The organism is Bradyrhizobium sediminis (assembly GCF_018736085.1).
GTDB classification, from domain to species: Bacteria; Pseudomonadota; Alphaproteobacteria; order Rhizobiales; family Xanthobacteraceae; genus Bradyrhizobium; species Bradyrhizobium sediminis.
Genome location: NZ_CP076134.1, coordinates 5,514,687 through 5,540,656 on the forward strand (window position 1 = coordinate 5,514,687; position 25,970 = coordinate 5,540,656).

The window sequence follows — 25,970 nt, forward strand, 5'->3', positions numbered from 1 at the left end:
GGCTACCAGTGATCGCCGGTCAGATGAAATCAGGGGGTAATGAACGTTGCCTTCCCTTGTGGGCATCAGATCTGAAATTACGAACGAGAGCATCGCCTCCACCCCCCGCCCTGAACACCCCCGGGGGGATTGGACAGGCCCCCCGCCCCCGTGCCGGCTACGCAGTAATTGTAACCGTCGCCATCGGAGCCAGAGTTCGACACCAAGAGTTTCTTGCGCGTTGGGAACGCCCCTATTCGCTCACCTGCATCACGCCCAACCAGCGTCAGGCGCTGGTTGGGCGTGATGCTCCGAGACCGGCCCAACTCAGGCGGCCTTTATGTCGTTTTCGGCGGCCGCAATTCGCTCTTGGCCCATGCCTGAAAATCTGGGACCTGCATTGGGTCGATGTCATCGCACTTGATACAGCGAAATTTGCGACCGCCTGTCTTGACGACGACGAAGTACATCGGCTTGCCGCACTTAGGGCAGATCGGGCGGTGGGAGTTTTTGGACATGGGGTGCTCACGCTGAGTTAAGGCGCGAGTCTTCTGCTCACAGCCATCGGATAGCTTCCGAGGTAAGCCGATGATGAAACCACCCTAGCTAACTATCGTGAAAAATACTTAGACATATCCGAACAAGAGCTGCTTTGATGTGGGTCAAGGTCGAGGCAGCGATTCAGGACACGACACCTCTATAAAGAACCGCTGCAATAAAAAGTTTCTTCTCCATCCCTTGTTAGGCCAGTGAAGGCAGGCGGATCACATGGCCGCCGAATTTGCAATTCGGCGGCCCATTGCGATTGGCCCCTTGCGAGATAAAACTCGCCATGCTGGGGTGCAGACCGCAATGCGGATGCGGCGATGGCACTGAAGTCGAAATGGCCCGCACCGCGACCGGGATGTCGGTCAGGCGCCGTCCTCAAGCTTCCCATGAAATAATGCCGCCCCTCTTGGCACCCTGCATTCGCCGTCGGCTGAGCCTGGCATCTGCGGCGACGCACGCTTTCTTGCGCTTGCTTTCCGCAACTCTTCGAACAGCCAGCGTCACAAGCGTTGATTCAGGTCAATACCCCTGGGCAGAAATCGATCAGTCGTTGGCAACTGGTTCCAACGGCTTATCAGCATGGATCATTTCGTCGTCTCTGAGATGGCACCGATCGACAATGCAGTCGAGGTTGTCGAACGGAAGGGGCTAGGTCATCCAGACACGATCTGCGATGGGCTCGCAGAGGCGTTTTCTCGTGCGCTCTGTCGCGAATACCGGCGACGCTTCGGCGATATCTTCCATCACAACGTCGACAAGGCCCTCTTGTGGGGAGGGCGGGCAATTCCTCAAATGGGGGGAGGGGAAGTCGTAAGTCCGATCAATGTCTATCTTGCGGGTCGCGCAACAGCGGAGGTCGGAGCCGAGCACATTCCAATCGAGGAAATTGCCGTGGAAAGCTCTCGATCCTGGCTGCGCGGTAAACTGCATGCTCTGGATCCGGAACGGCACGTTCGTATCAACGTGCTCACCCGACCGGTATCCCAAGATCTGCAGGCGCTATTTGCCCGCAGCGCGCAGGGTGACGTCCCGCTTTGCAACGATACTTCGATCGGGGTCGGTCATGCTCCGCTGAGTCGACTTGAGCAGCTCGTTCTGGCGATTGACAAGCAGATCAATGGAAGAGACCGCTCCAGTGAAAAGCCAGCCTGGGGCGAAGACATCAAGATCATGGCGATCCGATCCGGCGAAAAGCTGCGGCTGACGATCGCGTGCGCCATGGTTGGCCGCTACCTAGTCGACATCGATGACTACCTTTGCCAGAAAGCCGAGCTCCAACGACTTGCGCGAGACATAGCGGCAGCACACGGATTTCGGGAGTGTGAGGTTGATGTCAACAACGCTGACCGGCCCGCGTCAGGCAACATCTACCTGACGGTGACGGGCACGTCGGCGGAGGCAGGAGATGACGGTCAGGTCGGCCGGGGCAATCGCGTGAACGGCCTGATCACACCATGCCGTCCCATGAGTCTCGAGGCGGTCGCGGGAAAAAACCCGGCCAGCCATATCGGCAAGATCTACAGCGTTCTGTCGCGACAGGTTGCGCAGTCGGTGGTTGCCGAGGTCAAGGAGACAGCGCATGCCGAGTGCTTGATAGTCGGTCAAATTGGCGCGCCCATAAACGACCCGGCCATCGTCGCTGTCAACGTCGTTATGCAGGAAGGCTGTCGAGGACTTGATCTGCGCAATCGAATCGAGGCGATCGCCGCTGACCGGTTCACTCGTATCCGGGCGCTGGCTGATGATTTCGTGAATGGCACGATTGAGTTGTTCTAGCCGGGTAGCGCATCCATGACTGGCCAGCGAGAGTCGCACACTCAGGCTCATGAGGAGAAGCCTGCCGGGATGCTCGGCGAGCGGCTCCGTCTTGTGTTCGACTGGTACAAGGGCATGGTCGACGAGCGCACGGGCCGGCTTCTGTATCTGTATGATCCTGAGAATGACGTCACCGTCGGCGACGGCGAACCCATTCGCGACATCGCGGCGATCTGGGACGTGGAAGTGCTGAGCGCATTTCTTGGGCGAGACGACCTTTGCCCCCTGGTTCGGCGGTCCCTTGAGCACTTCAGCCGGCTCATCGTCGATCGAGATGGATACGCGATCGTGGCGGCGAAAGAGGAGCGATCTTCGATCGCCCATAGCGCCTTCCTGGCTCTCGCGCTCGCTCGTTCCGAGCTTTCCGACAAGACACGGCAGCTTGCGCCGCTTATAGAGGGTATCCTCCGTCAGCAAAGGAAGGACGGCTCTTACAAGATCTTCTTTGGCGCCGAGTCGGATAGCGGCGAGGAACTGTATCCTGCCGAGGCGATGCTGTCGCTGCTGGAAGCCTACCGGTTGACGAGGGATGCCCGGTACATCGACAGCGTCGAACGCAGCTTTTCACATTACAAGCACGCGTACTATGACCGGGGTCGAGTACAGCCGGACTTCCTCGTGTTCTTTGCGAACTGGCAGTCGCAGGCGGGCCGATCGCTTTTCGAGGTTACGGCGAAGCCAAAAATGAAGGATCTGGTTCGCTCTTTCCTCTTCGAACTCCAGGATCAGGTGATCGCGAGCGGCTTCTACGATCGTGTGGCGCGCCGGCCGGAGGCGCAGGCGTGCGTCGAAGTCGCCTGCGCCCTGGAAGGGCTCGCCGACACGTACGCGGTCGCCGCCTCAAGCCAGGACCGGCGGACGGAGGGCTATCGGCAGCGCATCCTGACGGCGCTTGAATTTCTCATGCGCGCTCAGCGGACGACCGCTTGCACCGCCAGAGAGCGAGGCGGCTTTGGCGGCTCGCTTGCAGTTCGCGAGCAGCGGATTGACGTGACCGGCCACGTGGCGAGTGGATTCATGAAGAGCGTCGAGAACGGAATCGACGCGGCAGCTGCATGATCATCGCTTCTCCAGACGGTTCGTTGCGCGAGATAGGGGCATGCCCGCCGCGCCGGCTTCAAGAATCCTGCTCCCCCGGAATGCCGTACTGCCCGCGCAGATTGACGTAGAGCACGGTGCAGATGATCTTCTGGGAAACGCCGGTCGTGGACTTTTCGAAGACGGTCAGATCCTGCCCGTTGGCCCCGGTGACCGGAGCAATGAGCCTTCCGCCAACGGCGAGTTGCTCCAGCAGCGGCGCGGGGATTTCCATACAGGCGGCGGTGAGAGCGATCCGATCATAGGGCTGCAGCTCGGGATAGCCCAAGCCGCCGTCGGCCAGCACCAGCACGACATCCCGGTAGCCCGCTCTTTCAAGATTGGCTTTGGCGTATTTGAAGGTCACGGGGTCGATTTCCATCGATACCACTTGGCCCTCCTCGCCCACTACCTCGCGCGCGACCGCTGCCCCGTAGCCAGAGCCCAAGCCTACTTCGAGAAACCTGTGGCCCTGGTCCAGTCCTAGCGGTTCGTAGAAGAGCGGGTAGCTGTGCGGACAGGAGATGGTCGCCGCGAGCCCGGGCAGCGGCAAAGGCACCTCAAGATAGGCATAATCCCGATACGGCCGCGGAATAAAATCCTCCCGCGGCACCTTCAACAACGCCTTTTTGATGAGTTCGGATTTGAGCAGGCCCTGTTTGATGAGCGAGGCGACTTTCTCGCGGCGCTCCCGGGCAAAATCCGCCTTGCTCTTGCTCGGCTTCCTGGGAGAGGGAATCTGCCAGCCATTCATGGTCTCGCCCCCGGACTCAGCGCGACAGTCTCGTGATCGTGAAGATCGCCTGAATGAAGGCGGGAAGGTCGGCCGGCCGGCGCGAGGTCACGAGATTACCGTCTACGACCACCTCGCGGTCCAGATAGTTCGCTCCTGCGGCCTCCAACTCTCGTCGCACCGCACGATAGCAGGTGGCGGTGCGGCCCGCCATGAGGCCGGTAGCGATCAGGAGCTGCGGCCCATGGCAGATCGCTGCCACGGGCTTGTCGGCTCGAAGGAAATGCTGGGCGATGGCCACCGCCTCGGGGAGGTTCCGGAGGCTCGCCGGCGCTTCGCCGCCGGGTAACAGCAGCAGGTCGTAGTCCTCCGGCCGCACCGCGCTGAGGGTGAGGTCCGCACTCACCCTGTGCCCGTGCTTGCCGGTGATAAGCCGCTGCTGCGGTGCGGCGATGTCCACCTCCACCCCTTTTGCCAGCAACTGTTGCCGCGGCTCGGCGAGTTCGCTGTCTTCGAAGCGATCGGAGCTGACGATCAGGGCTCGCACGCGCTCCTCCCGCTATTCCGCCTCGAAGGCCTCAGATGCCAAAAGCCTGCCGCCCCGTCTTGGGAGCAGGCGGGCGTTCCATGCTGCATTTCTGGGTCCTTCCCGAAGAGCGCATCAGCCCTACCATTCGGCTATATGAGCCGCTTGATCCCTGTCAAAGAGCCAGATGCCAGTCGTGGCTATAAGAATTGTTTCATTCCCGTCAGTAAACGCCATGGATGTTTGCGCCATGTCCGAAGCATCGCCCATCTCCATCGCCGCCGAGGCGAAGATGCACTCTCCACGCATCACGACCATTGCCTGGGGCAGGATCGAGGTCGAAGGTGTTGGGACGTTCAGAGATGCCAAGCTCTTTCCCGGCGGTGCCCGGGAGTGGGATTGGCGCGAGACCGGGACAGAACACGCGCCTGGTATTCAGCCTGCCGATGTACGCGAACTATTGGATCACGGCGCCACGACCATCGTGCTGTCACAAGGTATGTTGAAGCGGCTGGGCATCTGTCACGCGACGCTTGCGCTGCTGAAGCGGCAAGGCGTGCGCGTGCATGTGCTGCCGACGCAGGATGCCGTCGACATCTATAACGACTTGCGCAAGACAGAGCAGGTCGCAGGGCTATTCCACACGACCTGTTAGCGGCGCGGTCGTCAGTCGCCCTGACAGCGCGGGCAGTAATAAGCGGTGCGGCCGCCGACCTTGAAAATCTTCAGGGGTGACCGGCAGCGCGGGCAACGCCCTTGTTTATGGCGCTCTGGCAAGAGGGACCTTTCGGCATGCCACGAAGTCCGCAAGATGCTTATCGGAGAAGAACGAGCCTTGGCGTTTTTCAAGTCAGTTTCCAGCCCCTTTTGTTGAATTGAACGCATGCCGCAAGACGGACGACATTCTTACCAACGAGTCGATGGTCAACCGCCTGCCATCCTGCTTCACTCCGCGACGCCATGTACTTGTTCTTGAAAAAGGCACAGTATGGCGGCACGAGCATCCCCATGTGTACGAGCGGTGAGAGGATGCTTGTTACCGCCTGGTTCCCGCCGTCCTCGTCACAATGGGCTAGTACTCCGACTACCTTCCCCTCTAGCTCGCATGTGTCCTGCTCAAGCGAGGTTAGCCAGTCGATGAAGCATTTCATGAGGGCGCTCATGTTGAACCAATGGACGGGCGTCGCGAAGACGAAGCCGTCGGCGGTACTCATACTGTCGAACGTACTTTGAAGTGAGGTTGGGATGTTCGTGAATGAACCGTCGTGGAACTCTTTCACAATGTCGACCAAGTGGATGACCGCCGTATTGGGAGTCTCGCCAAGCTCCGCAATTTCTTCCGCCGCCGCTCGGAGTGATTCAGACAGAAGTGTGGCAACGGCGCCCGTCTTGGCGGGAGCCCCATTAAAGCCGAGGATTTTCATGTATACATCCCAATACAGTGTCGGCGGCATCCTGTAGCATGACAAAAAAGCGAAACTCGTGTCTCACATCCGCTTTGGCCCAGAACGGGAGCATCTTGCGCAGGAAGATTTTCATGGTCACCGGCCAGACGCCATAAGAGGCCAGCAGCCAATCCTTGTTTCGCAGGCATCGCGCGCTGCATGGTGCAACCGGGTAAGCGATGGCGATCAGCATCACAGTCGCGCAGAACCTGCGTTGATTTGCGACCGTCGTGGGGGACATAGCCGTAACACGTAAAATCGCTGCGCTTTGCCAGATCAATCCCAAGCTCTTCAGAGTAGAGAGGGCTTCGCTCCAATGCGCGGCGCGTCGTCTCCGCCGACCGTGGTGGCCGCAAGCAGCGCGATCCCGATCGAACAAGTGCCTGGCTGATCATCTAAGCCCACGCTTTCAGCATAGAGTTTGGTCCGCTCTGCCGTTACCATGTGGCTTACTTCGACCGAAAGTCGCCTCACCCTCCGGATCGCCCCGTTCCGAGCGACCTGGTGCCAATCGGCACTGTAGGTTTGACGCCTAGACCTTCGCGCCTGCGCAGAAGGCGAGCGTTGATCTCCGTCAAAGGCGTGGTGGTGCATGCCGATGGCACCGAGGTGATGCGGCAAACGGTCACTTGACGTGAAGACCCGCTTCGAGGGGAAACCGCATGCGCAGGTTCGCTTTGTTGTCCGCTGTCGCGGCGCTTCTGTCGGTCGGGATGGTCCTGCCCAGCAGTGCTGAGGCGGCTGCTATCGAATGGGCGAGACGGGATACCACTGGTATCGCTATTGCTTTGGCCGAGCCATACATTTTGGAATTCTCTGAGCTTGTAGGCCAGCACCGGCGGTGAAAAATGCAGCCTGCACGGTATGCATGCGATGGACGGTCGGCACTTCTGCAGGAGGCCACGTGATGGCAAGGCGCACACGAAAGAGGCCCTTGAAACATGCAGGGCTGAACAGGACAGCGGTCGCCCCGAATGAAGCGACTGCCCCAGCGCGAAAGCGCAGCGAAGCACCCCTGGTCGCGCCATTTTATGTCGCGGTCGATCGCCAATTGAAATCGGGACACGAAACCTATGAGGCAGCTGAGAAGGCCGCCGTGGCGGTCAAAAAGCGGTATCCACGGCTTCATGTGACTGTGTACGAGGCCAAAGTTCACCAGCACACTGTCATTGAGCCGCCAAAACCGGCAAATTTCCACAACAATAAACTCTCTGCGCAAGGAACCCGGAACGCCCTCAGACGTTGCCAATAGCTGGAGTGAAGCATTGATTGCGGACTCAGATCGCAAACTCCATGTGCCGCTAGATTGGGAGGCGGCTGCCGCCGAAATATTTGAACGCCGCCTGCGCAAGGTCCTTGTCATCGGCGGCTCGGCCGCTGGGAAAAGCAGCTTCTGTCGGTACCTGGCCGAAGCGCTGCTTGCGCGTCCGGCCGACGTTGCCGTCGTCGATGCTGACATAGGACAGAGCAGTCTTGGTCCACCCACGACGGTAACCCTGGGCTATGTCACGTCACCGGTCGATTTTTCGACCGTGTCGCCCGCAGCCTTCTACTTCGTCGGCAGCACAGGTCCGATCGGACGCTTCTTGCCGCTTGTGATCGGGACGGCCAGTCTTTCCCGTGAGGCGCATGCCACGTTCGTGATCATCGATACGACGGGGTTGGTCCATGGATCCGGCCGTGTCCTGAAGAACTACAAGATCGAAGCTGTTCGGCCGGATGCCATCGTGGCCATCGAAAGACGAAATGAGCTTGCGCCGATCCGCATGGCCAACCGGCATGTGCCAATCCTCAAGATCAAACCTTCCGGCAGGGCGCATGGCAAGGATGACTACGAAAAGATCGAGGTGCGACGACGGTCATACGCGCGGCACTTTGCCGGAGCCGCGTCGGTGGAACTCCCGTTCGGCTCGCTCACTTTCCAGCGCACTCTCCTGTTCTCCGGGACTCCGTTTGAACTCGACGGAGCGGTGCGTGCCGAGCGGAGCTCCGAAGGCATTCTCATTGTCGGCACGCCACCCGCTCCGCCAACCGACAGCAAGCTGTTGCCAGCAGGCTTCGAGAGAAACCTCTTATGCGGAATTGCCGACGCGGCCGGCCGCTGTCTAGGACTCGGGATTATCGAACGCATTGACTTTGCGGCCGGCACAATAGCGCTCGTCACTCCGGTCGAGCGCGACAAGATTCAGATCATCCAGTTCGGCGATGTGTACGTAACGCCCGAAGGCGGCGAACTCGGACAAATCAAATGGGCCTGGTGAATCAAGTGACCATGAACGATAATGAAAATCCACTGACGCGTGTGTTCAAACGTTTGCCGGTGATATAGCCAAAAGGAGCCGCCGATGCCCCTCTACATGATTGGATATGATTTGCATCCGTCGGAAGGGGAGAAGTATGGCGACCTTTATACAGCGCTCGAGGCAATCGGAAGCGGTGGTTATTGGGATTGTCTTGATTCAACATGGCTGGTGATAACCGAAAAAACGCCGACCCAGATAAGAGATGAACTAGAACGGTATTTAAAGGAGGGCGACCGGCTCCTCGTCATGCGCTATGGAGAAGGCGCCGCGTGGCATGGTTTCAAGGATGATTGCCAGACGTGGCTTGAGGACAACCTCAATGTTCAAAAGCCGTGAGACGACGAAGCGTCCAGGGGTGATCTGTCAGGCGAAATAGACTGCATAAAGGCGCTGGCGAAACGAGCCCTAGTGACGCCCCCCATCACGGAACGGAAGTCGGAGAAGATGATCTCGCCAGCTTCCAAGATCTGCGCAGATCCTGAACCGCTGTTCGCCACAGCTGCGATCCTCTCCCGCCGAAGCGCAACACAAACCCTGGGTGATAGGTAGTTCGGACTGGCATGCCCTGAAAGCTGAGCGCCTGTTTGCGGGCATCCTCGATAGTGATCGAAGCGCCGAACAGCGAGGCTGCAGACTTTCCCAGTGCAATAATAAGCTTTGTTACCCGGGGAACCGGCGCCACCGGAACATTTGACGTAGATCAACGCCGCCGATCCTTTGATGGATATTAGTATGCAGTTTCGATCGTCCCAGTGAGGTACGGGGTTCCTTGCAGCCTATTGGCGGTGACATGCGATGATTACATTTAATGTTGTCAAAGAGCAGCACGGCTGGGCCATCCGGATGGATAAGCGCATGATGACGCCCTTCTGGTCGAGAGAGTTAGCGATCCGAGAGGCGAACTGTCTGGCCCGCGCCATCCGCCGCCATGGCGAGTGCGCGGAAGTAGTTGTCGAGGGTGCCGTCCCGAGCGAGCCGCTTACGAAGACCACGGACGCGAGATCCGTCTCGGCTTGAGGCCGCTCCTGAAGGATGGTGGGAGTGTGGGCCGCTGGCGTGGCCGGCGGCCAGGCCCACGTTGAAGGGGCCGCAAGACGATGCTTGTCGAGATCGATGACTTCGCGGGCCGGCGTAGATCGCGCCTCAAGAGTGCGCTGAGCTTGTGGTTTCGGCGCGGACCGTCCCCGCCATGGGACGACGGAGCTCCCATCCGGGCCGAGCTGTTTAGTGTCGAACGGCTTGAAGAACACGCGCGCAGCCTTGCCACCGCGCAAGCCGTGACGCCCGGCCGCGTGAAGGGCGCCTCGTTGTCGATGAGGCTGGCTGACAATGAGGCTATGCTTCTGGCCGCCTACCGCGACGTCGCCAAGGCTGTCGATGCGGGGGCGGCCATCACCCCCACGGCCGAGTGGCTGATCGACAATTTTTATGTGGTGGAGAAGCAGATCCGCGAGGTCCGGGTCGATCTACCGCCCGGCTACTATCGGCAGCTACCCAAGCTCGCCAGCGGACCCTTTGCGGGGTATCCGCGCGTGCTCGGCGTGGCTTGGGCGTATGTGGCCCACACCGACAGCCTCTTCGACCCGGAGGTGCTGCACCGCTACCTGCGCGCTTATCAGGAAGTGCAGCCGCTGAGCATTGGCGAACTGTGGGCGGTGGCGACCACCTTGCGCATCGTGCTCGTCGAGAACCTCAGGCGGATCGCCGAGCGCGTCGTCGACAGCCGGGTCGGGCGCGACGCCGCAGACGTCGTGGCGGACCGGTTGCTGGGGACTGGCGAGCGCGCCGTCGAACCAGCCGAGGTCGTCCTTCCGCAGCATCCACAGGCAACATTCCCAGACAGTTTTCTCATGCAGTTGGTCCATCGGTTGCGCGATCAGGATCCCAGCGTTGCGCCGGCGTTAGAGTGGCTCGACGAGCAGCTGGCCCGGCAGGGAACGACTGCCGAAGCCGTCGTTCGCGGCGAGCACCAGAGGCAGGTCGCCGGCGCCGTCACAGTGCGTAATATCATCACCAGCATGCGCCTCATCACCGACGTCGATTGGACGGAGCTGTTCGAGCGCGTCAGCCTGGTCGATGACGTCTTCAAGGCCGGCAGCGCCTTCGAGCGCATGGATTTCCCGTCGCGCAATCTCTATCGCAACGCAGTCGAACACCTCGCTCGCGGCTGTAAACTCACCGAATTGGAAGTAGCTCACGCGGCAGTGGAGACGGCGAGGCGAGCGTTCGAGGCGAGTGCCGATGACGGCAACGTCCGCCTGACAGATCCCGGTTACTACTTGATCGCGGGCGGGCGAGCCGGATTCGAAGCGGCGATCGGCTTCAGGCCATCTCCGATGGGCTGGCCGCGACTGGCCTATCGCGCGCTGGGAATCGGCGGCTATGTCGGCTCCGGCACTGTGGTCGCAGCCGGCCTGCTGGCCGTGCCGTTGTCTGTCGCCGCATGGGATGGTCTGGAGTGGAGATGGCTGCTGCTGCTCGGGATTCTCGGATTCGTCCCGGCGATCGACTTAGCCGTTGCGGTCGTCAACTACCTCATCACCCGAAGTTTCCGCGCCACCTTGCTGCCGGCGCTCGAGCTGCGTGGCGGTATCCCCGCAGACCTGCGCACTCTGGTCGCCGTGCCGACGCTGCTGACCTCGCTCAAAGAAATCGAGGAGCAGATCGGCCGGCTCGAAATCCACTACCTGGCGAGCGCTCAGGGCGATCTTCATTTCGCGTTGCTGTCCGATTGGCGCGATGCGCCTACCGAGCATGAGGCCGGCGACGAAGAGCTGCTGGCCGCAGCAAAAGACGGCATCGCGAGGCTGAACCAACGCTACGGACCTGCACCGGGCGGCGACCGCTTCCTGCTGTTGCATCGGCGGCGCGTGTGGAGCGAATGCGAATGCTGTTGTATGGGGTGGGAACGAAAGCGCGGGAAGCTGTGCGAACTCAATCGGCTCCTGCGGGGCGCCAAGGACACTACATTTGTGGCGCCCCCCACTGTGCCCAATAATGTGCGGTACGTCGTCACGCTCGATGCGGACACGCGGCTCCCCCGCGAGACGGTCGGACGGCTGATCGGCAAGATGGCGCATCCTCTGAACCGGCCGCGCTTTGACCCAGATCTGGGGCGAGTCGTCGAAGGCTACGGGATCCTGCAGCCGAGGGTCACGCCTGCACTGCCGGTGGGGCGCGAAGGCTCGCTCTTTCTGCGCGTGTTCTCCCGCGCAACCGGCATCGATCCCTACGTCGCAGCGGTCTCGGACGTGTACCAAGACCTGTTCGGTGAAGGTTCATATACAGGCAAGGGCATCTACGACGTGGACGCCTTTGAGGCGGCGCTACACGGACGCGTGCCGGAGTCAACGCTCCTCAGCCACGATCTGTTCGAGGGGATATTCGCCCGCGCCGGCCTGGCCTCTGATGTCGAGGTGGTGGAGGATTTCCCCCCTCGCTATGACGTTGCCGCTCTTCGCCACCACCGCTGGGCGCGAGGCGACTGGCAGCTGCTACCTTGGCTCTTCGGACGTGGGCCCAGACGGGCCGGTCATCGGCCGCTGTCGGGGGTTCCCGCGATCGGCCGCTGGAAGATGCTCGATAACCTGCGGCGGTCGCTGGCTGCGCCGACGGTTGTTGCGGCCCTGATCGCAGGATGGGCCATGCCGCTTGAAGAAGCGGCGCTCTGGACCGGTTTCATTCTATCGACGATCGTCCTGCCGCCACTTATTCCCGTGATCGCGGAGATCGCACCGCGCCGCCCCGGCGTGACGCTGCGCAGTCATGTCCGGGCTCTGGGCGCGGAGCTGCGCCTTGCGCTTATCCAGTCTGGCCTGATGATCGTTTTCCTGGCTCACCAGGCTTGGCTGATGGGTGACGCAATCTTTCGCACCCTGGTACGGCTCGCGGTTACGCGCCGCAACCTTCTCGAATGGGTCCCTGCGGCCCACGCGGCGTTCGGGCCGCATCCACGGGCGCTGCGCTTCTACCGCCGAATGTCTGGGGCCTTGGTCATTGGCGCTGTAGCCATGGGCGTGGCTTGGTTCTGGGGACGACAAACGTGGCCCTTGGCTGCCGTGTTCGTGGGAGCCTGGTTCGCCTCTCCGACCGTTGCACTTTGGGCGAGCCTGTCGCCTCGAGTCTTGGGCCGGCGTCCGCTGGCCGAAGCCGACGCGCATAGTTTACGCCGTATAGCCCGAAGGACATGGCGTTTCTTCGAAGCATCGGTCACACCGACCGACAACATGCTTCCGCCAGACAATTTGCAAGAAGCTCCAGAGTTCGTGTTAGCCCATCGCACATCGCCGACCAATATCGGCCTCTATTTGTTGTCGGTAGCGTGCGCGCGGGACTTCGGATGGATCGGGACCCTCGAGGGTGTGGAGCGCCTCGAGGCGACGCTCGCGACCATGGATCGGCTGACAAAGTGCCGGGGCCACTTCTTCAATTGGTACGATACACGTGACCTGCGTCCGCTCGATCCGCAGTACGTGTCCTCGGTCGACAGCGGGAACCTTGCTGGACACCTGATCGCGCTCGCCAACGCGTGCCATGAGTGGAGCACCTCGGCCATGGCGGAGCAGCAGCGCATGCAAGGCGTGGCGGATGTTCTCGACCTGGTCCGGGACGAGGCTCGCCGGTTGCGCGGCCTGCGCAAGTTTCAGGCGGTGTCATGGCGGCGGCTCGATGACGAGATTGCACGACTAGCGTCTAGCCTGCTTCAGGTGAGTGCCGGCGCCATTGGTATCGAACAGCGGCTCGCGGAACTTTCCGAACAGGCCGCGATCGTGGCGGACGCGGTCCATCAGATCGTTCTCGAAGAAAGCGACCAGGCGGGCGCGGACCTGCAGTTCTGGGCAGATGCACTAGGTGCCTGCATGGAAAGTCACCGGCGCGATCTCCGCGCGACTAGCGAAGACTCGCTGGAGGAGCGGCTGAAGTCGCTGGAGGAAGCCGCGCGGTTGACAGCGCTGTCGATGGAGTTCGACTTTCTGCTCGACCCCGAGCGGCTGCTGCTCTCAATCGGATATCGGGCGCCTGAGGGCGAGCTCGATCCGCGCTGTTATGACCTTCTCGCCTCGGAGGCGAGGCTGGCAAGCTTCTTGGCCATCGCCAAGAGGGACGCACCGGCGCGGCATTGGTTCCGGCTGGGCCGTGCGGTGACTGCGGTAGCAAATGGCGCAGCACTGATCTCGTGGTCGGGCTCGATGTTCGAGTACCTGATGCCTTCCATCGTCATGAAGGCGCCGGCCGAGAGCTTGATCGAGCAGACCAATCGGCTGATTGTCCGCCGCCAGATCGAGTATGGAGCGACGATGCGGGCGCCGTGGGGCGTCTCGGAGTCCGCATACAACGCGCAAGATCTGGAGTTCACTTACCAATACTCCAACTTCGGCATTCCAGGTCTCGGCCTGAAGCGAGGGCTGGCGGATGATGTCGTGGTCGCTCCCTATGCCACCGCCCTGGCGAGCATGGTCGACCCTCAGGCCGCCGTGCAGAACTTCGAGCGGCTCGAAGTCCTTGGCGCCCGCGGCCGTTATGGTTTCTACGAGGCGCTGGACTTCACGCGAGCCCGCGTTCCGGACGGAGATCGCCTTGCCATTGTGCGTGCTTTCATGGCCCACCACCAAGGCATGACGATCACCGCGATCGCCGATGCCCTGCTGGATGGTGTGATGCGAAACCGCTTCCATGCTGAGCCGATCGTTCAGGCGACAGAGTTGCTTCTGCAGGAGCGCGTGCCACGCGACGTCACGGCGACTCCACCGCTGGTCTCGGATGCGATGTCGGCGGCCAGGATCCGCGAGATCGAAGGACCCGGCACTTGGCGAAAGGCCAGCCCATACACCGCTACGCCCGCCACGCAGCTGCTGTCGAACGGTCGCTACTCCGTGATGCTTACGGCGGCCGGGTCTGGCTACAGCGCCTGGCGCGACCTGGCCGTCACGCGCTGGCGAGAGGACGCCACCTGCGACGATTGGGGCTCGTACGTCTTCTTGAGGGACATCGCGAGCGGCCAAGTCTGGTCGGCGACCTACCAGCCGACTGATACCGAGCCTGAGGCGTGCGAGGTCACCTTCAACGAGGATCGCGCTGAGTTCACGCGTCGAGACGGGGCGCTGACGACCAACATGGAGGTGCTGGTTTCCACCGAAGACGATGCGGAAGTGCGCCGCGTGACGATCTCCAATGTCGGCGACCAACTGCGCGAGATTGAGGTGACTTCCTATGTCGAACTGGCTCTGGCGTGGCAAGCCGCGGACCTGACACACCCCGCGTTCTCGAAACTGTTCACCGAGACCGAGCATCTCGCCGGCCTCGGCGCCATATTGGCGACCAGGCGACGGCGGGCGCCCACGGACCCGCAGATCTGGGCTGCGCACCTGGCGGTAGTCGACGGTATGGCGGCGGGCAAGCGCGAGTTCGAGACCGATCGCGCTCGGTTTCTGGGTCGAGGCGGCAGTATTCGCGCGCCGGGCGCAGTGATGGGCGGCCGGCCACTCTCCGGCTCGACCGGTGCGGTGCTCGATCCGATATTTGCCCTGCGCCGCCGGGTGCGGATCGCGCCGGGCGCGACGGCACGGATCGACTTCTGGACGATGGTCGCCTCCTCACGCCAGGAGATCCTCGATCTTGCCGACAAGCACCACGATGTCGGCGCCTTCGAGCGCGCCGCTGCGCTCGCCTGGACGCAAGCCCAGGTGCAATTGCACCACCTCGGCATCACTCGCGGCGAGGCCGGGCAATACCAGCGTCTGGCGGGTCACCTCGTCTACGCGGCGCCCGTGCTGCGCGCGCCGTCGGAAACCATCGAAAGCGGGAGTGGTGGGCAGCCGGGCTTGTGGGGCATGGGCATATCTGGCGATCTGCCGATCATCCTGGTCCGCATCTCCGACATTGACCAACTCGGTGTGGCGCGCGAGGCGCTCCAGGCGGCGGAATATTGGCGGATGAAACGGCTTGCGGTGGACTTGGTTATCGTCAACGAGCTCGCCTCTTCCTACGTTCAGGATCTCCAGACCGCACTCGAAACCCTGGTGAGGGCCAGCCAATCCCGGGTCCAGATTGGAGAAGATGGGCAGGCCGGGCACACCTTCATGCTGCGCGCCGACCTGACCTCGCCGGAGGCCCTGGGCCTTCTTGCGTCCGTCGCGCGTGTCATCCTAGTCGGAGCGCGCGGCCGGCTCGCCGATCAGCTTGAGCGCGCGCCCGTAGCGAGGCCTTTGCCCCGGGTCACAGCACAGCGCGGTCCGCCAGCTTCCGAGCTTCAGATCTCGCGACGGCCACCTGGCGTGGAGTTCTTCAATAGTCTGGGTGGCTTCGCCGAGGGTGGCCGCGACTACGTGACGATCCTCGGCCCGGGCCAATCGACGCCGGTGCCGTGGATCAACGTCATCGCCAATCCTACCTTCGGCTTCCTGGTGTCCGCGGAAGGCGGCGGTTACGCTTGGTCTGTGAACAGTCGCGAGCATCAGCTGACGCCTTGGTCCAACGATCCAGTCACTGATCAACCGGGGCAAGCTTTCTATCTTCGGGATGAGGAGACTGGACGTCTCTGGAGCCCCACGGCGCTGCCGATCCGGGATGAAGCGGCCACCTATTCGGCGCGCCATGGGTGGGGTTACAGCCGTTTCGAGCACACCTCGCACGGCATCGCTGCGGAGCTACTCGAGTATGTGCCGCTTGCCGATCCGCTGAAAATCTCGCGCTTGAGAATGCGCAACCTTTCGGGCCGCACCAGACGGCTGTCGGTAACGGCTTACGTGGAATGGGTTCTCGGTGCGTCCCGCGGTGCGGCGGCGCCATCGATAACCACGCGCATCGATCCGAAAAGCGGGGCGATGATTGCAAACAACCTGTGGAATCCGGCTTTCGCGAGACGCTCCGCTTTCGCGGACCTGGCCGGGCGTCAAACGAGCTGGACAGGTGATCGCCGGGAATTTATCGGCCGCAACGGCGCACTCGCTTGGCCGGCGGCCTTGGTTAACGGTACCCCGCTTTCGGGGCGGGTCGGCTCCGGACTCGATCCTTGCGCCGCTCTCCAGACCACGGTCGAGATCGAGCCGAACGGTGTTGCCGAAATTGTCTTCTTCCTTGGCGACGCCCAGGATCAGACGGAGGCGCAATCGCTGATCGCGCGCTACCGTCTGGCGGACCTGGACGCTGTGCTCACCGAGGTCCGTGGATTTTGGGAGGAGATCGTCGGCGCAGTCCAGGTCAAGACGCCGGACCGGTCGATGGACATCATGCTCAACGGCTGGCTCGTCTACCAAACGCTTGCCTGCCGCGTCTGGGCGCGATCGGGTTTCTACCAAGCCAGCGGTGCCTATGGCTTCCGGGACCAGTTGCAGGACTGCATGGCGCTCGCCACGATCCGTCCATCGATAACCCGCGAACATCTTCTCAGGACCGCGAGCCGCCAGTTCGTCGAGGGCGATGTCCAGCACTGGTGGCTTCCGCACTCGGGCCAGGGAGTGCGCACGCGCATATCGGACGACCGCGTGTGGCTCGTCTACGCGGTCGCGCACTATGTGAGAGCCACCGCCGACGCCCTCGTGCTCGATGAAGTCGTCCCGTTCCTGATGGGCCAGGCGCTGCAGCCAGGCGAGAGCGACAGCTTCTTCCAGCCGACCGTCTCGGACGAGACCGCCAGCCTCTACGAGCATTGTGCCCGTGCGCTGGACGCGAGCCTGGCGGTCGGCGACCATGGCCTTCCGCTGATTGGCGGCGGCGATTGGAACGACGGCATGAACCGCGTCGGCGAAGGCGGCCGGGGCGAGAGCGTCTGGCTTGGCTGGCTGTTGCACGCCGCTCTCGACGCCTTCGCAACCGTCGCCGATGCGCGCGGTGACGCGACGCGGTCGGCGAACTGGCGCAAGCACATGCAAGCGCTGACGACCGCTCTGGAAAGTGAAGCTTGGGACGGTGACTGGTATCGGCGCGGCTGGTTCGACGACGGCACTCCGCTCGGCTCGGCGACGAACGAAGAGTGCCGCATCGACTCTATTTCCCAGTCGTGGGCAGTGATCTCGGGCGCGGCGCGGCCCGACCGAGCGGCCCAGGGTATGAGGGCCGTCGACCGCGAGCTGATTCTGCACCACGACGGGTTGGCATTGCTGTTCACGCCGCCCTTCGACCGTTCGCCGCTCGACCCTGGTTACATCAAGGGCTATCCGCCGGGCGTCCGCGAGAACGGCGGCCAGTACACGCATGCCGCCCTCTGGTCCGTGATGGCCTTCGCAGGCCTTGGAGATGGCGACAAGGCGGCAGCGCTCTTCTGGATGCTTAATCCTATCAACCACACCCGCACGCGCATCGACATGCACCGCTACAAAGTGGAGCCCTATGTCGTCGCCGCCGACGTCTACGCCGCACCCGGCCATATCGGGCGCGGCGGCTGGACCTGGTACACGGGCTCGGCCGGCTGGATGCAGCGCGTAGGCGTCGAGTGCATCCTTGGACTTCGCATCGAAGGCAGTGTTCTGCGTCTCGACCCCTGCATTCCGAAGTCCTGGCCCCGTTTCGAGATCACACTCCGCCACGGCGCGTCACGGTACGAGATCGTGGTCGAGAACCCGCAAAACGTGCAGCGAGGCGTCGCGGCGGCGGAACTCGATGGCGCGAAGATCGCCACACGGCCACTCTCTATCCCGCTCAAGGACGATGGTGCCGTCCATCGGCTGCAAGTCCAGCTGGGCTGACCTGCCACGCTTCCGGTCGGCATCAACGGTCGGCGCCCGCCTCGTGCTGACACCGCGGCGCAAGCAGTCCGGCGAGACCTACACGAACGGAAGAATCTCACGTGGCGGGCGCTCGCTATCGGCGCTGCAGCATGTCGACGACGCGGAACCACAGCTGGCGCTGCCGATGTAATCGCGTCACGTCACTTCCTTTTCAAGTCGATCGATGAGCTCGATCTGTCCCGATAGGATCTTCGATCGGGCGGCTTCCAGGTCGAACCACTCAGCGCGATCGACTTCCGGAAAGGGCTGCAGACGGCCACTCCTAGGCGGCCACTCGATCTCGAAGGTATTACTGGACAGCGACGACGTGTCGAAATCAGTTTCTCCGCAGAAGGCGATCACGCGCTTTCCGCTGCGTTGGCGGATGTCTCCCAGGGCTTGCAAGTGACCAATCGAGGCTGCGGGTCCGAGCTCTTCGGCAAACTCGCGACGGGCAGTCTGCTCGGGATCCTCCGATGTGCCGATCTCGCCTTTCGGGATCGACCAGGCACCGTCGTCCTTGTTGCGCCAATAGGGTCCGCCGGGATGGACGAGAAGCACTTCGAGGCCGTGACTTACTCGGCGATAGGCCAGTATGCCGGCGCTCGATGGTCTTGCGGAAGTTCGCTTGGGGGAACTCACACTACTTCCTTGTCGGGTTGCGATGAACCGCGGAGCATTTTATGCCGCCACGTCGAGCAAGTATGTTGACCTCCAATCCGACCGTTGTTGACCAAATGTCGAGCCGAGGACCGCTGGACTACGATTGATCGTGCACGAGTGCCGCGAATATTGGTGTTTTCGGGTCGAGCTCTTCCTGCTCCAACATCTTTGCTCCTCCGCCGCGAAGCCAGCATGCCAATTGTCCGATTTGTCCCGGCCTTGCCAACTTTTCCAGCCCTTTACTTGACTGCAGTGGCGATCCAAGGGTCAGGGCGAGCTCGTGCTCCATTTGGTGTAATCGAATAGCAGTTTCGAAGGTGTCTTCGAGGTGCGCAGCAATCCGCAAGCCGCCGGCATCAATATCACCCCAGTGGTACACGGGAAGATACGCGGTAGCCTTCTACGCAGCCAGACGGCGCTCCTCTTCGGCCTTCTCATCATCACCAGCCACAGCCTTGCTCAGGAAACGGGCCAAGGCGGCTTTCCGTGAACCGCGATCCAGTGCGTAAGCGGTTTGTTTGAACTCGATCCCGTCAAGAAGTCCCTGAATATAGCCCGAGATGGTGTCCGCAGCCATGATGAGAGCTGTGTCGAGCGTATGGATATATTTGCTCGTCACCGACCCCTTTGCGTGGCCAACAAGGGCCGCGATCGTCACCTTGGTGAAACCCAGATCATTGGCGATACTCGCAAAACTGTGGCGCAGGACGTGTGGTGTCACATCTGAGAGTGGAGAGTGCTTGAACAGTTTTTGCCAATGGTTCGGGAAGCTACCGAAGGCATTGTCTTCGCCTTGGCCGCGGAAGACGTAGGTGCCGAGGGCACCGATCCGGCGCCGTTCAAAGTACTCGACCACGGGTAGGCCGATCGCGCGAATAGATGCTTCCTGCCGCGCCGTCTCAGGCGTCCAGACCCCGTGAAGTCCGATCGTATAGCGACGCGAGCGGGCAGCGGCCCGATACTGGATGACATAGCTCCGCTTGCCCGAGGCAAACACGCGGAGTCCAAAGCCAGGCAATTCGTCGTCCCAAACAACGTAGTCCTTCGCCAGGACTTCGGCGGCGTCGACGACCCTCCTGGTGATCTTAGGCACGCGCTTCTTCCTTCCCGAGCCGGATTTCTCGCGTAAGCAGGAGGGCAGAAATCGCGGCGAACGTTCGGATAGGAAGGTCGGCTCTTCCCTAGAGAATAGATAGAGATTACAGAGGGATAGTGTATCATATCGTGCCCTATCGCGTTTTTCGGATGGGCAGGTTAGATTGCTCCGAAGGCAAAGGTCACACGTTCGAATCGTGTCGGGTGCGCCAATTTCGTCGGTCGCATCTGCAGGCCGACAGAAAGCGAAGCCGATATGAGCGAGCGACTTGAGACGCTGAAGAAGGCGCGCGAGCGGATGGTCGATGACCGCGATGCCTTTGCCAAGACGCTGGCCGCCCCGTTCGACCGCGACAAGGCGGAGCGGGCGCGGTCCAAATTCATCGAGATCCAGGCCTTGATCGACGCGATCGATCGCGCCATCGCCGGCGAGCGGACCGGGTCCGCCGCCGCGTAGGCGCGCCCGTTACCTCATTTCGACGCGTTTTCTTCGCGCGAGCGGACATCCCGCTTGCCCGGAAACGCCTTGGCATCTTGCGAGGCCGCACCGTGGTGTCGGTCCACCCGGCTCTTGAATCGGTGGCCGATCACGATCAGCGCGCCTTGCGGTGGTCCGGCCGCCTCGGCGATATCAGCCGGACGCTGTTGCGGTAGCGGCGGCTGGTTATCCTGGGTCACGGCTTCGAGCGCGGCCAGGAATTGCCGGCCGGCCTCGGTGATTTGCCATCCTTCAGCGTCGCGCAGCACATAACCGCAACCGAAAATATCGATCGCGGGCACCCGTGAGGCAAGACGCCTCATCCGCGCGTTCCAGTCCGCGCCGCTTGCCGTGAGGATGACGATGTCTCTCTTGAGTGAGGCGAGCGTGGTTCGACCGCTGTCGTGACTGGCCAATACCTTCAGAATAGCAACCTGTATGCTCACGCCGACGCCTTGGACCGCAACGGTTCTTGCTTTTGTGCGCGGTCGATGAGTCGTAAGTAGCTTGCCGTCGCCGCGCTCGTCCAGCGCAGGCGGCCAGTTATCCGCAGTCTTGAGAATTCCGCGCGGCGGTACGCGGCTCAGACTTTGACCAGGCTTTCGAACCCGCCATAGATCATCCGCTTGCCGTCGAACGGCACCGACTTCGGGTCCATCATGTTCTTGAGCCGCGGATCAGCCATCACCTTGGCGTTGACCTTGTCGCGCTGGGCGCGCGACTTGTAGGTGATCCAGGAGAAGATTACGGTCTCATTGGGCTTCAGCTTGACCGCGCGCGGGAACGACGTGAGTTTGCCGACCTTGACGTCTTCGGCGACCCATTCGCGGTAATCCAGCGCACCGTGTTCGCGCCAGACCTTGCCGCATTTGGTGGACATCTTGCGATAGGCCGCGAGGTTCTTTTTGGGAACCGCGACGATGAAGCCGTCGACATAGGGCATGGGTTTTCTCCTCGTTGTTTCCCGTCGCAATGACGACGCCGAAGCGTCTTCAGCCATGACAGCAGGATGCCTGAACCGGCGCCGGTTGGTATTGGTCACGTAGCCGCAGCCAGTCCATCGGATAAGGCAATCCCTCTTCGTGACGACCGAGCGGTGTCAGATCGAGGTAGTGGTAGGCGGCATTCATCATGTCGAGGCCGCGGGCGAAGCAGGAATAGGTGTGGAAGATGTTGCCGGCCTGGTCGCGGAAGAACACGCTGATCCCCGGGGCTTCCTCGATGCCGAAGCCGCTGGTTCCGAAATTATAGACCTTGGCGCCTGACTTGATCTGGTCGGGCGTAAATGAGACGGCGTAGTCGTAGTTGAAATCATTGTCCCCCGACGACAGCCAGTCGAAGGTCCAGCCCATCCGCTGCTTGAAGGCCTGAAGCTTTGCGAGCGGCGCGCGCGATATCGCCACCAGCGTGGTGTCGCGCGCGGCCAGATGCGGGATCATGCGCTCGAACCCGTCGGCCCAGAACGAGCAGCTCTTGCAGCCCTCGGTCCAGTCCGGCGCGAACATGAAATGCTGCACCACGAGCTGGCTGCGCCCGGCAAACAGGTCGGCGAGGGTCTGCTTGCCCGCGGGACCGTCGAACACATAGGACTTGTCGACCTTGACCCAGGGCAGCGCGCGGCGCTCTTCGCTCAGGCGATCTCGCGCCTGCGTAAATTCCTTCTCATGCGCCATATGCACCTTACGGGCTTCGATCCACTCCTCGCGCGAGACGATCTTGTGCGGTTGCATGGCCGGCTCCTGTCACGGGGTAAATCAGGCGAGATATCTTTCGAGCCTGCCGAGGATGTCGTTCCACCCGCGCTGGTGGCCGTCGCGCGCGGCTTCGTCGAAAAATTGTTCATGGTGCAGCGTAAGCCACGTGCCGGCACCGTCGGGCTTCAGTGATATCCGTCGACCGCTCGCCTCAGTATCGGTAGTTCGGATCGGGCCGGCCGCGCCGCTGCCGGTCGAAGGCGACGCGCGGATTGATGTTGCAATAGACGCGCCGCCCTGAAGCGGCCGCCATGCATTGGGCATAGCTCCGGTAGGAGCAGTCGCCGGGAACGCCCCAGCCGCCACCCTGAATGCAATAGGGGTAGTCGTACGCGGCGGCGGGCGTGGAGCCGGCCATCGTGCTGGCGCCAGCGGCCAGCAAAACCAGCATTGCCCATTTTGCATTGCGCATGATCGGATCTCCTCCTGCGTCGGTTATACCGGCTGCCGGGCCGCCTCGCTTTCAAAACATCGCGACCCGGCGGAGGGTTCCGGCCGCGCCTCAATCGACGTGCACGCCGGCGGCCTTGACCACCTTCTCCCACTTCTCGGTTTCGGCCACGATCATCTTGCCGAACGCCTCCGGCGTACCGATCAGCGGCTCGCCGCCGAGTTCGATCAGCCTCGCCTTGATCGCGGGCTCCGCCAGCACCGCGTTCATCTCCTTGTTCAGCTTCTCGATGATTTCCTTCGGCGTGTTCTTCGGGGCGGCCGCGCCGAACAGCGCGCTCGCCTCGTAGCCGGGAACGGTGTCGGCGAGAACAGGCACGTCGGGCAACAGCGAGGACCGCGCCGTCGAGGTCACCGCCAGCGCGCGCACGGAACCGGCGCGGATATGCTGGAGGATCGAGGGCATGTTGTCGAAGATCACCTGGACCTGGCCGCCGAGCAGGTCGGTGAGCGCGGGCGCGGAGCCCCGGTAGGGAACGTGCTGCATCTTGACGCCCGACATCATCATGAACATCTCGCCGGACAGATGCACCGAGGTGCCGTTGCCCGACGACGCCAGGTTCACCTTGCCCGGATTGGCCTTCACATAGGCGATGAACTCGGCCACCGTATTCGCCGGCACGTCCTTGTTGACCGTCATCACGTTCGGCACGCGATTGAACGCCGCAATCGGCGCGAGGTCGCGAACGACGTTGAATTTCAGGTTGCCGTAGAGCGAGGCGTTGATGTAATTGGCGGGATTGACGAACAGAAGCGTGTAGCCGTCCGGATCGGCCTTGATCACCGACTCGGTGGCGATGTTGTTGCCGGCGCCGGGTTTGTTCTCGATCACGAATTGCTGGCCGAGCCGCTCGGACAGCCGCTGGCCGAGCAGGCGTGCAATGATATCGGTCGCTCCGCCCGGCGGATAACCGACCACCCAGCGCACCGGCCGGGTCGGATAATCCAGCGCCGCGGCGCTGCCGATCGAAGCGATTGCCGAAATACCCATTGCGATCAGACAAATAGCGGTGCGACGTGAGGCCATGCAGTTTTCTCCCGGCGGCCGCGTCGTGTCGCGCGGTCCGCATCTGTTGAATTGACAACGGCTTGCGTTGTAACAAACAAAGCGTGAGGCGACCAGTAGCGGCGGCGCGCGCCGGACCGCGGCGAAAGGATAATCCATGGCTGTCAAGGTTACCGCGCTCGATCATATCGTGATCAATGTCGCGGATGTGGCGCGCTCGGCCGAATGGTACCGAAAAATCCTCGGCATGGAGATCAAGGTGTTCGATCCCGGTCCGGGCAAGACGCCGCGGACCTCGCTGGTGTTCGGAAACCAGAAGATCAACGTGCGGCCGCTGGACGCCGACAAGGTCGAATGGTTCACCGCGGACCATGAAACCGCCGGCAGCGACGACCTTTGCTTTCTCACCGCGAGCACGCCGGAACAGGTGGTCGCGCATCTCAAGGCCTGCGGCGTCGCGATCGAGGAAGGTCCGGTTGCGAAACAGGGCGCCCGCGGCACGCTGCAATCGGTCTATTGCCGGGATCCCGACGGCAGCCTGATCGAGATTTCGTCGTATCAGCGAGAGGCTTAGGCCCCTCCCCGTCATTGCGAGCGCAAGCGAAGCAATCCAAAGGGCCGAGCAAGGGCCATGGATTGCTTCGCTTGCGCTCCCTTGCGCAAACGCTTCGCGTTTGTCGCAGGCAATGACGATAGGGACGATCGGCCCCGCAATTGCGGATTTGCCCCGCGCCCGATCCGGTGGCAGAAGGGCTCCCAAGCAACAACAGTTGAAAGCAGCCGGCAAGGCTGCGCGGGAGGATCTGATGCGGAATTCACAGGCAGCGCCGGGCATCGTCGGGCCATTCGCGGGACTTGACGTACCGTGGCTGCTACGGATGCGGGCCGGGACGCGGCGCAACCATCCGTTCCTGATCTGGGCGCCGTTCGATGCGCCGGCGCGGATCTGGGCTTACGGCGAATTTCACGACCGCGTCGGCGCGCTGGCCGCGGGGCTGGCCGCGCGCGGCATCAAGCCCGGCGAGTATGTGCTGATCCATCTCGACAACTGCATCGAGGCGATGCTGGCCTGGTTCGCCTGCGTCGAGCTCGGCGCCATTGCGGTGACTACCAACACCCGCTCGGCGCCGGCGGAAATGGAATATTTCGCCGGTCATTGCGGCGCGGTGGCCGCGATCACGCAGCCGGCCTATGCCGAGATGGTATCGGCGCATTGCCGGAACCTGCGCTGGATGGCGGTGATATCGCACGACGCCGGCGCTAGCCCGGCGCAAGGCTCGAGCCCCGGGCGCAGCGACAGCTTTGAGGCGCTGTTCGCCGACAGCGCCGACCGGCCGCGCCGCTCAACCGATCCGCTCGCGCCGTGCAGCGTGCAGTACACCTCCGGCACCACGTCCCGCCCGAAGGCGGTGCTGTGGACCCACGCCAATGCGCTGTGGGGCGCCAAGATCAACGCCGCGCACCAGGATTTGCATCAGGGCGACGTGCATCATACCTACCTGCCGCTGTTCCACACCAATGCGCTGGCCTATTCGATGCTGGCGAGCCTGTGGGTCGGCGGAACCTGCGTGATCCAGCCGCGGTTTTCCGCAAGCCGGTTCTGGAGCGTGGCGCTGGAGCACGGCTGCACCTGGACCTCGACGATCCCGTTCTGCATGAAGGCGCTGCTGGAACTTGAGATCCCGAAGCATCACAAGTTCCGGCTGTGGGGCTCGGCGATCAACGATCCGCCGCCGTTCGCCGCCTTCGGCATCAAGATCATCGGCTGGTGGGGCATGACCGAGACCATCACCCACGGCATCGTCGGCGAGGTCGACCAACCCAATATTCCGATGTCGATCGGCCGCGCGGCGCCGGAATATGCGATCCGCATCACCGGCGATGACGGCTCCGCGACCAAGGTCGGCGACACCGGCAACCTGCTGATCAAGGGCATTCCCGGATTGTCGCTGTTCCAGGAATACCTGCACAACGAAAAGGCGACGCGGGAAAGCTTCGACGAGCACGGCTATTTCATCACCGGCGACCGGGTCACGCTGCTCGACGACGGCTTCATCAGGTTCGGCGACCGCGCCAAGGACATGCTGAAGGTCGGCGGCGAGAATGTCGCGGCTTCCGAGATCGAGCAGGTGATCGCGGTGGTGCCCGGCGTGCGCGAGGCCGCGGTGGTCGGCAAGAAGCACCCGATGCTCGACGAGGTGCCGGTCGTGTTCATCATTCCGGCGGCCGGTGTCGAAGGCGCGCCCAAGGATCTGCACGACACCGTGATGGCCGCCTGCCGCGGCGCGCTGGCCGACTTCAAGGTGCCGCGCGAAATCCGCTTCGTCGACGACATGCCGCGCTCGACGCTGGAGAAGGTGGCGAAGGCGGAGCTGCGGAAGATGCTGGGGTGA

24 protein-coding genes are annotated in these 25,970 nt (G+C 62.3%); 10 read left to right on the forward strand and 14 right to left on the reverse strand.

Annotation, left to right across the window (positions count from 1 at the left end; translation table 11 throughout):
• Positions 1-1,107: 1,107 nt before the first annotated feature.
• Complete coding sequence (locus tag KMZ29_RS26375; RefSeq protein ID WP_215621897.1) at positions 1,108-2,304, forward strand: methionine adenosyltransferase; 1,197 nt, start codon at positions 1,108-1,110, stop codon at positions 2,302-2,304.
• Positions 2,305-2,373: 69 nt separating this feature from the next.
• Positions 2,374-3,402 (forward strand): hypothetical protein, encoded by a 1,029-nt coding sequence (locus KMZ29_RS26380; protein ID WP_215621898.1) that lies wholly within the window; start codon positions 2,374-2,376, stop codon positions 3,400-3,402.
• A gap of 58 nt (positions 3,403-3,460) precedes the next feature.
• Here the strand turns inward: KMZ29_RS26380 and pcm are convergent, their stop codons facing one another.
• Positions 3,461-4,174, reverse strand: a complete 714-nt coding sequence (gene pcm, locus KMZ29_RS26385) for a protein-L-isoaspartate O-methyltransferase (RefSeq protein WP_215621899.1) — start codon at positions 4,172-4,174, stop codon at positions 3,461-3,463.
• Positions 4,175-4,190: 16 nt separating this feature from the next.
• Positions 4,191-4,700: a type 1 glutamine amidotransferase domain-containing protein gene (locus tag KMZ29_RS26390; protein WP_215602955.1), complete on the reverse strand. Its 510-nt coding sequence runs from the start codon at positions 4,698-4,700 to the stop codon at positions 4,191-4,193.
• Positions 4,701-4,929: 229 nt separating this feature from the next.
• Between KMZ29_RS26390 and KMZ29_RS26395 the strand changes: the two genes are divergently transcribed.
• A complete protein-coding gene (locus tag KMZ29_RS26395; protein ID WP_215621900.1) occupies positions 4,930-5,334 on the forward strand; it encodes an Mth938-like domain-containing protein in 405 nt (134 codons plus the stop codon).
• Between the two features lie 11 nt (positions 5,335-5,345).
• On the opposite strand, the gene KMZ29_RS27050 is transcribed toward KMZ29_RS26395, so the two are convergent.
• The 3 genes from KMZ29_RS27050 to KMZ29_RS26410 are packed head-to-tail and all read right to left on the reverse strand — an operon-like array spanning position 5,346 to position 6,317.
• On the reverse strand, positions 5,346-5,564 hold the full coding sequence (locus KMZ29_RS27050) for a zinc finger domain-containing protein (protein ID WP_369810056.1): 219 nt from the start codon (positions 5,562-5,564) through the stop codon (positions 5,346-5,348).
• The gene (locus KMZ29_RS26405) at positions 5,525-6,103 is read right to left on the reverse strand and encodes a flavodoxin family protein (protein WP_215621902.1); all 579 of its coding nucleotides are present in this window, start codon (positions 6,101-6,103) and stop codon (positions 5,525-5,527) included. Before KMZ29_RS26405 ends, KMZ29_RS27050 begins: the two co-directional genes overlap by 40 nt.
• Positions 6,084-6,317 carry a hypothetical protein gene (locus KMZ29_RS26410; RefSeq protein WP_215621903.1) on the reverse strand — a complete coding sequence of 78 codons (234 nt, stop codon included), beginning with the start codon at positions 6,315-6,317 and terminating at the stop codon, positions 6,084-6,086. Before KMZ29_RS26410 ends, KMZ29_RS26405 begins: the two co-directional genes overlap by 20 nt.
• A 1,072-nt stretch (positions 6,318-7,389) precedes the next feature.
• Between KMZ29_RS26410 and KMZ29_RS26415 the strand changes: the two genes are divergently transcribed.
• From KMZ29_RS26415 to KMZ29_RS27055, 4 genes are all read left to right on the forward strand, one after another.
• A complete protein-coding gene (locus KMZ29_RS26415; RefSeq protein WP_215621904.1) occupies positions 7,390-8,385 on the forward strand; it encodes a Clp1/GlmU family protein in 996 nt (331 codons plus the stop codon).
• Between the two features lie 84 nt (positions 8,386-8,469).
• The gene (locus KMZ29_RS26420; RefSeq protein WP_215621905.1) at positions 8,470-8,763 is read left to right on the forward strand and encodes a hypothetical protein; all 294 of its coding nucleotides are present in this window, start codon (positions 8,470-8,472) and stop codon (positions 8,761-8,763) included.
• Between the two features lie 761 nt (positions 8,764-9,524).
• Positions 9,525-18,110: a GH36-type glycosyl hydrolase domain-containing protein gene (locus KMZ29_RS26425; protein WP_215621906.1), complete on the forward strand. Its 8,586-nt coding sequence runs from the start codon at positions 9,525-9,527 to the stop codon at positions 18,108-18,110.
• A complete protein-coding gene (locus KMZ29_RS27055; RefSeq protein WP_369810057.1) occupies positions 18,073-18,282 on the forward strand; it encodes a transposase in 210 nt (69 codons plus the stop codon). The genes KMZ29_RS26425 and KMZ29_RS27055 overlap by 38 nt, the downstream gene beginning before the upstream one ends.
• A 5-nt stretch (positions 18,283-18,287) precedes the next feature.
• On the opposite strand, the gene KMZ29_RS26435 is transcribed toward KMZ29_RS27055, so the two are convergent.
• The 3 genes from KMZ29_RS26435 to KMZ29_RS26445 all read right to left on the reverse strand — a co-directional run bounded on the left by KMZ29_RS26435 (position 18,288) and on the right by KMZ29_RS26445 (position 19,887).
• On the reverse strand, positions 18,288-18,773 hold the full coding sequence (locus tag KMZ29_RS26435; RefSeq protein ID WP_215621907.1) for an NUDIX hydrolase: 486 nt from the start codon (positions 18,771-18,773) through the stop codon (positions 18,288-18,290).
• Between the two features lie 118 nt (positions 18,774-18,891).
• Positions 18,892-19,173, reverse strand: a complete 282-nt coding sequence (locus KMZ29_RS26440; protein WP_215621908.1) for a Wadjet anti-phage system protein JetD domain-containing protein — start codon at positions 19,171-19,173, stop codon at positions 18,892-18,894.
• A gap of 21 nt (positions 19,174-19,194) precedes the next feature.
• Entirely contained in the window at positions 19,195-19,887 is a 693-nt protein-coding gene (locus KMZ29_RS26445) for an integrase family protein (RefSeq protein WP_215621909.1), read from the reverse strand.
• A 258-nt stretch (positions 19,888-20,145) separates the two neighbouring features.
• On the opposite strand from KMZ29_RS26445, the gene KMZ29_RS26450 reads away from it, so the two are divergent.
• On the forward strand, positions 20,146-20,346 hold the full coding sequence (locus KMZ29_RS26450; protein WP_215621910.1) for a hypothetical protein: 201 nt from the start codon (positions 20,146-20,148) through the stop codon (positions 20,344-20,346).
• A 14-nt stretch (positions 20,347-20,360) separates the two neighbouring features.
• On the opposite strand, the gene KMZ29_RS26455 is transcribed toward KMZ29_RS26450, so the two are convergent.
• The 6 genes from KMZ29_RS26455 to KMZ29_RS26480 form a co-directional block, all read right to left on the reverse strand.
• Entirely contained in the window at positions 20,361-20,813 is a 453-nt protein-coding gene (locus KMZ29_RS26455; RefSeq protein ID WP_215621911.1) for an aminoacyl-tRNA deacylase, read from the reverse strand.
• A gap of 137 nt (positions 20,814-20,950) precedes the next feature.
• A complete protein-coding gene (locus tag KMZ29_RS26460) occupies positions 20,951-21,310 on the reverse strand; it encodes a DUF1428 domain-containing protein (protein WP_215621912.1) in 360 nt (119 codons plus the stop codon).
• A 49-nt stretch (positions 21,311-21,359) separates the two neighbouring features.
• On the reverse strand, positions 21,360-22,097 hold the full coding sequence (locus KMZ29_RS26465; protein WP_215621913.1) for a DUF899 domain-containing protein: 738 nt from the start codon (positions 22,095-22,097) through the stop codon (positions 21,360-21,362).
• A 24-nt stretch (positions 22,098-22,121) separates the two neighbouring features.
• Positions 22,122-22,385 carry an SRPBCC family protein gene (locus KMZ29_RS26470; RefSeq protein WP_215621914.1) on the reverse strand — a complete coding sequence of 88 codons (264 nt, stop codon included), beginning with the start codon at positions 22,383-22,385 and terminating at the stop codon, positions 22,122-22,124.
• Positions 22,273-22,533: a DUF3551 domain-containing protein gene (locus tag KMZ29_RS26475; RefSeq protein WP_215621915.1), complete on the reverse strand. Its 261-nt coding sequence runs from the start codon at positions 22,531-22,533 to the stop codon at positions 22,273-22,275. The genes KMZ29_RS26470 and KMZ29_RS26475 overlap by 113 nt, the downstream gene beginning before the upstream one ends.
• 90 nt (positions 22,534-22,623) lie before the next feature.
• Positions 22,624-23,598, reverse strand: a complete 975-nt coding sequence (locus KMZ29_RS26480) for a Bug family tripartite tricarboxylate transporter substrate binding protein (RefSeq protein WP_215621916.1) — start codon at positions 23,596-23,598, stop codon at positions 22,624-22,626.
• Positions 23,599-23,734: 136 nt separating this feature from the next.
• Between KMZ29_RS26480 and KMZ29_RS26485 the strand changes: the two genes are divergently transcribed.
• Positions 23,735-24,151: a VOC family protein gene (locus KMZ29_RS26485; protein WP_215621917.1), complete on the forward strand. Its 417-nt coding sequence runs from the start codon at positions 23,735-23,737 to the stop codon at positions 24,149-24,151.
• A gap of 232 nt (positions 24,152-24,383) precedes the next feature.
• The gene (locus KMZ29_RS26490) at positions 24,384-25,970 is read left to right on the forward strand and encodes an AMP-binding protein (RefSeq protein ID WP_215621918.1); all 1,587 of its coding nucleotides are present in this window, start codon (positions 24,384-24,386) and stop codon (positions 25,968-25,970) included.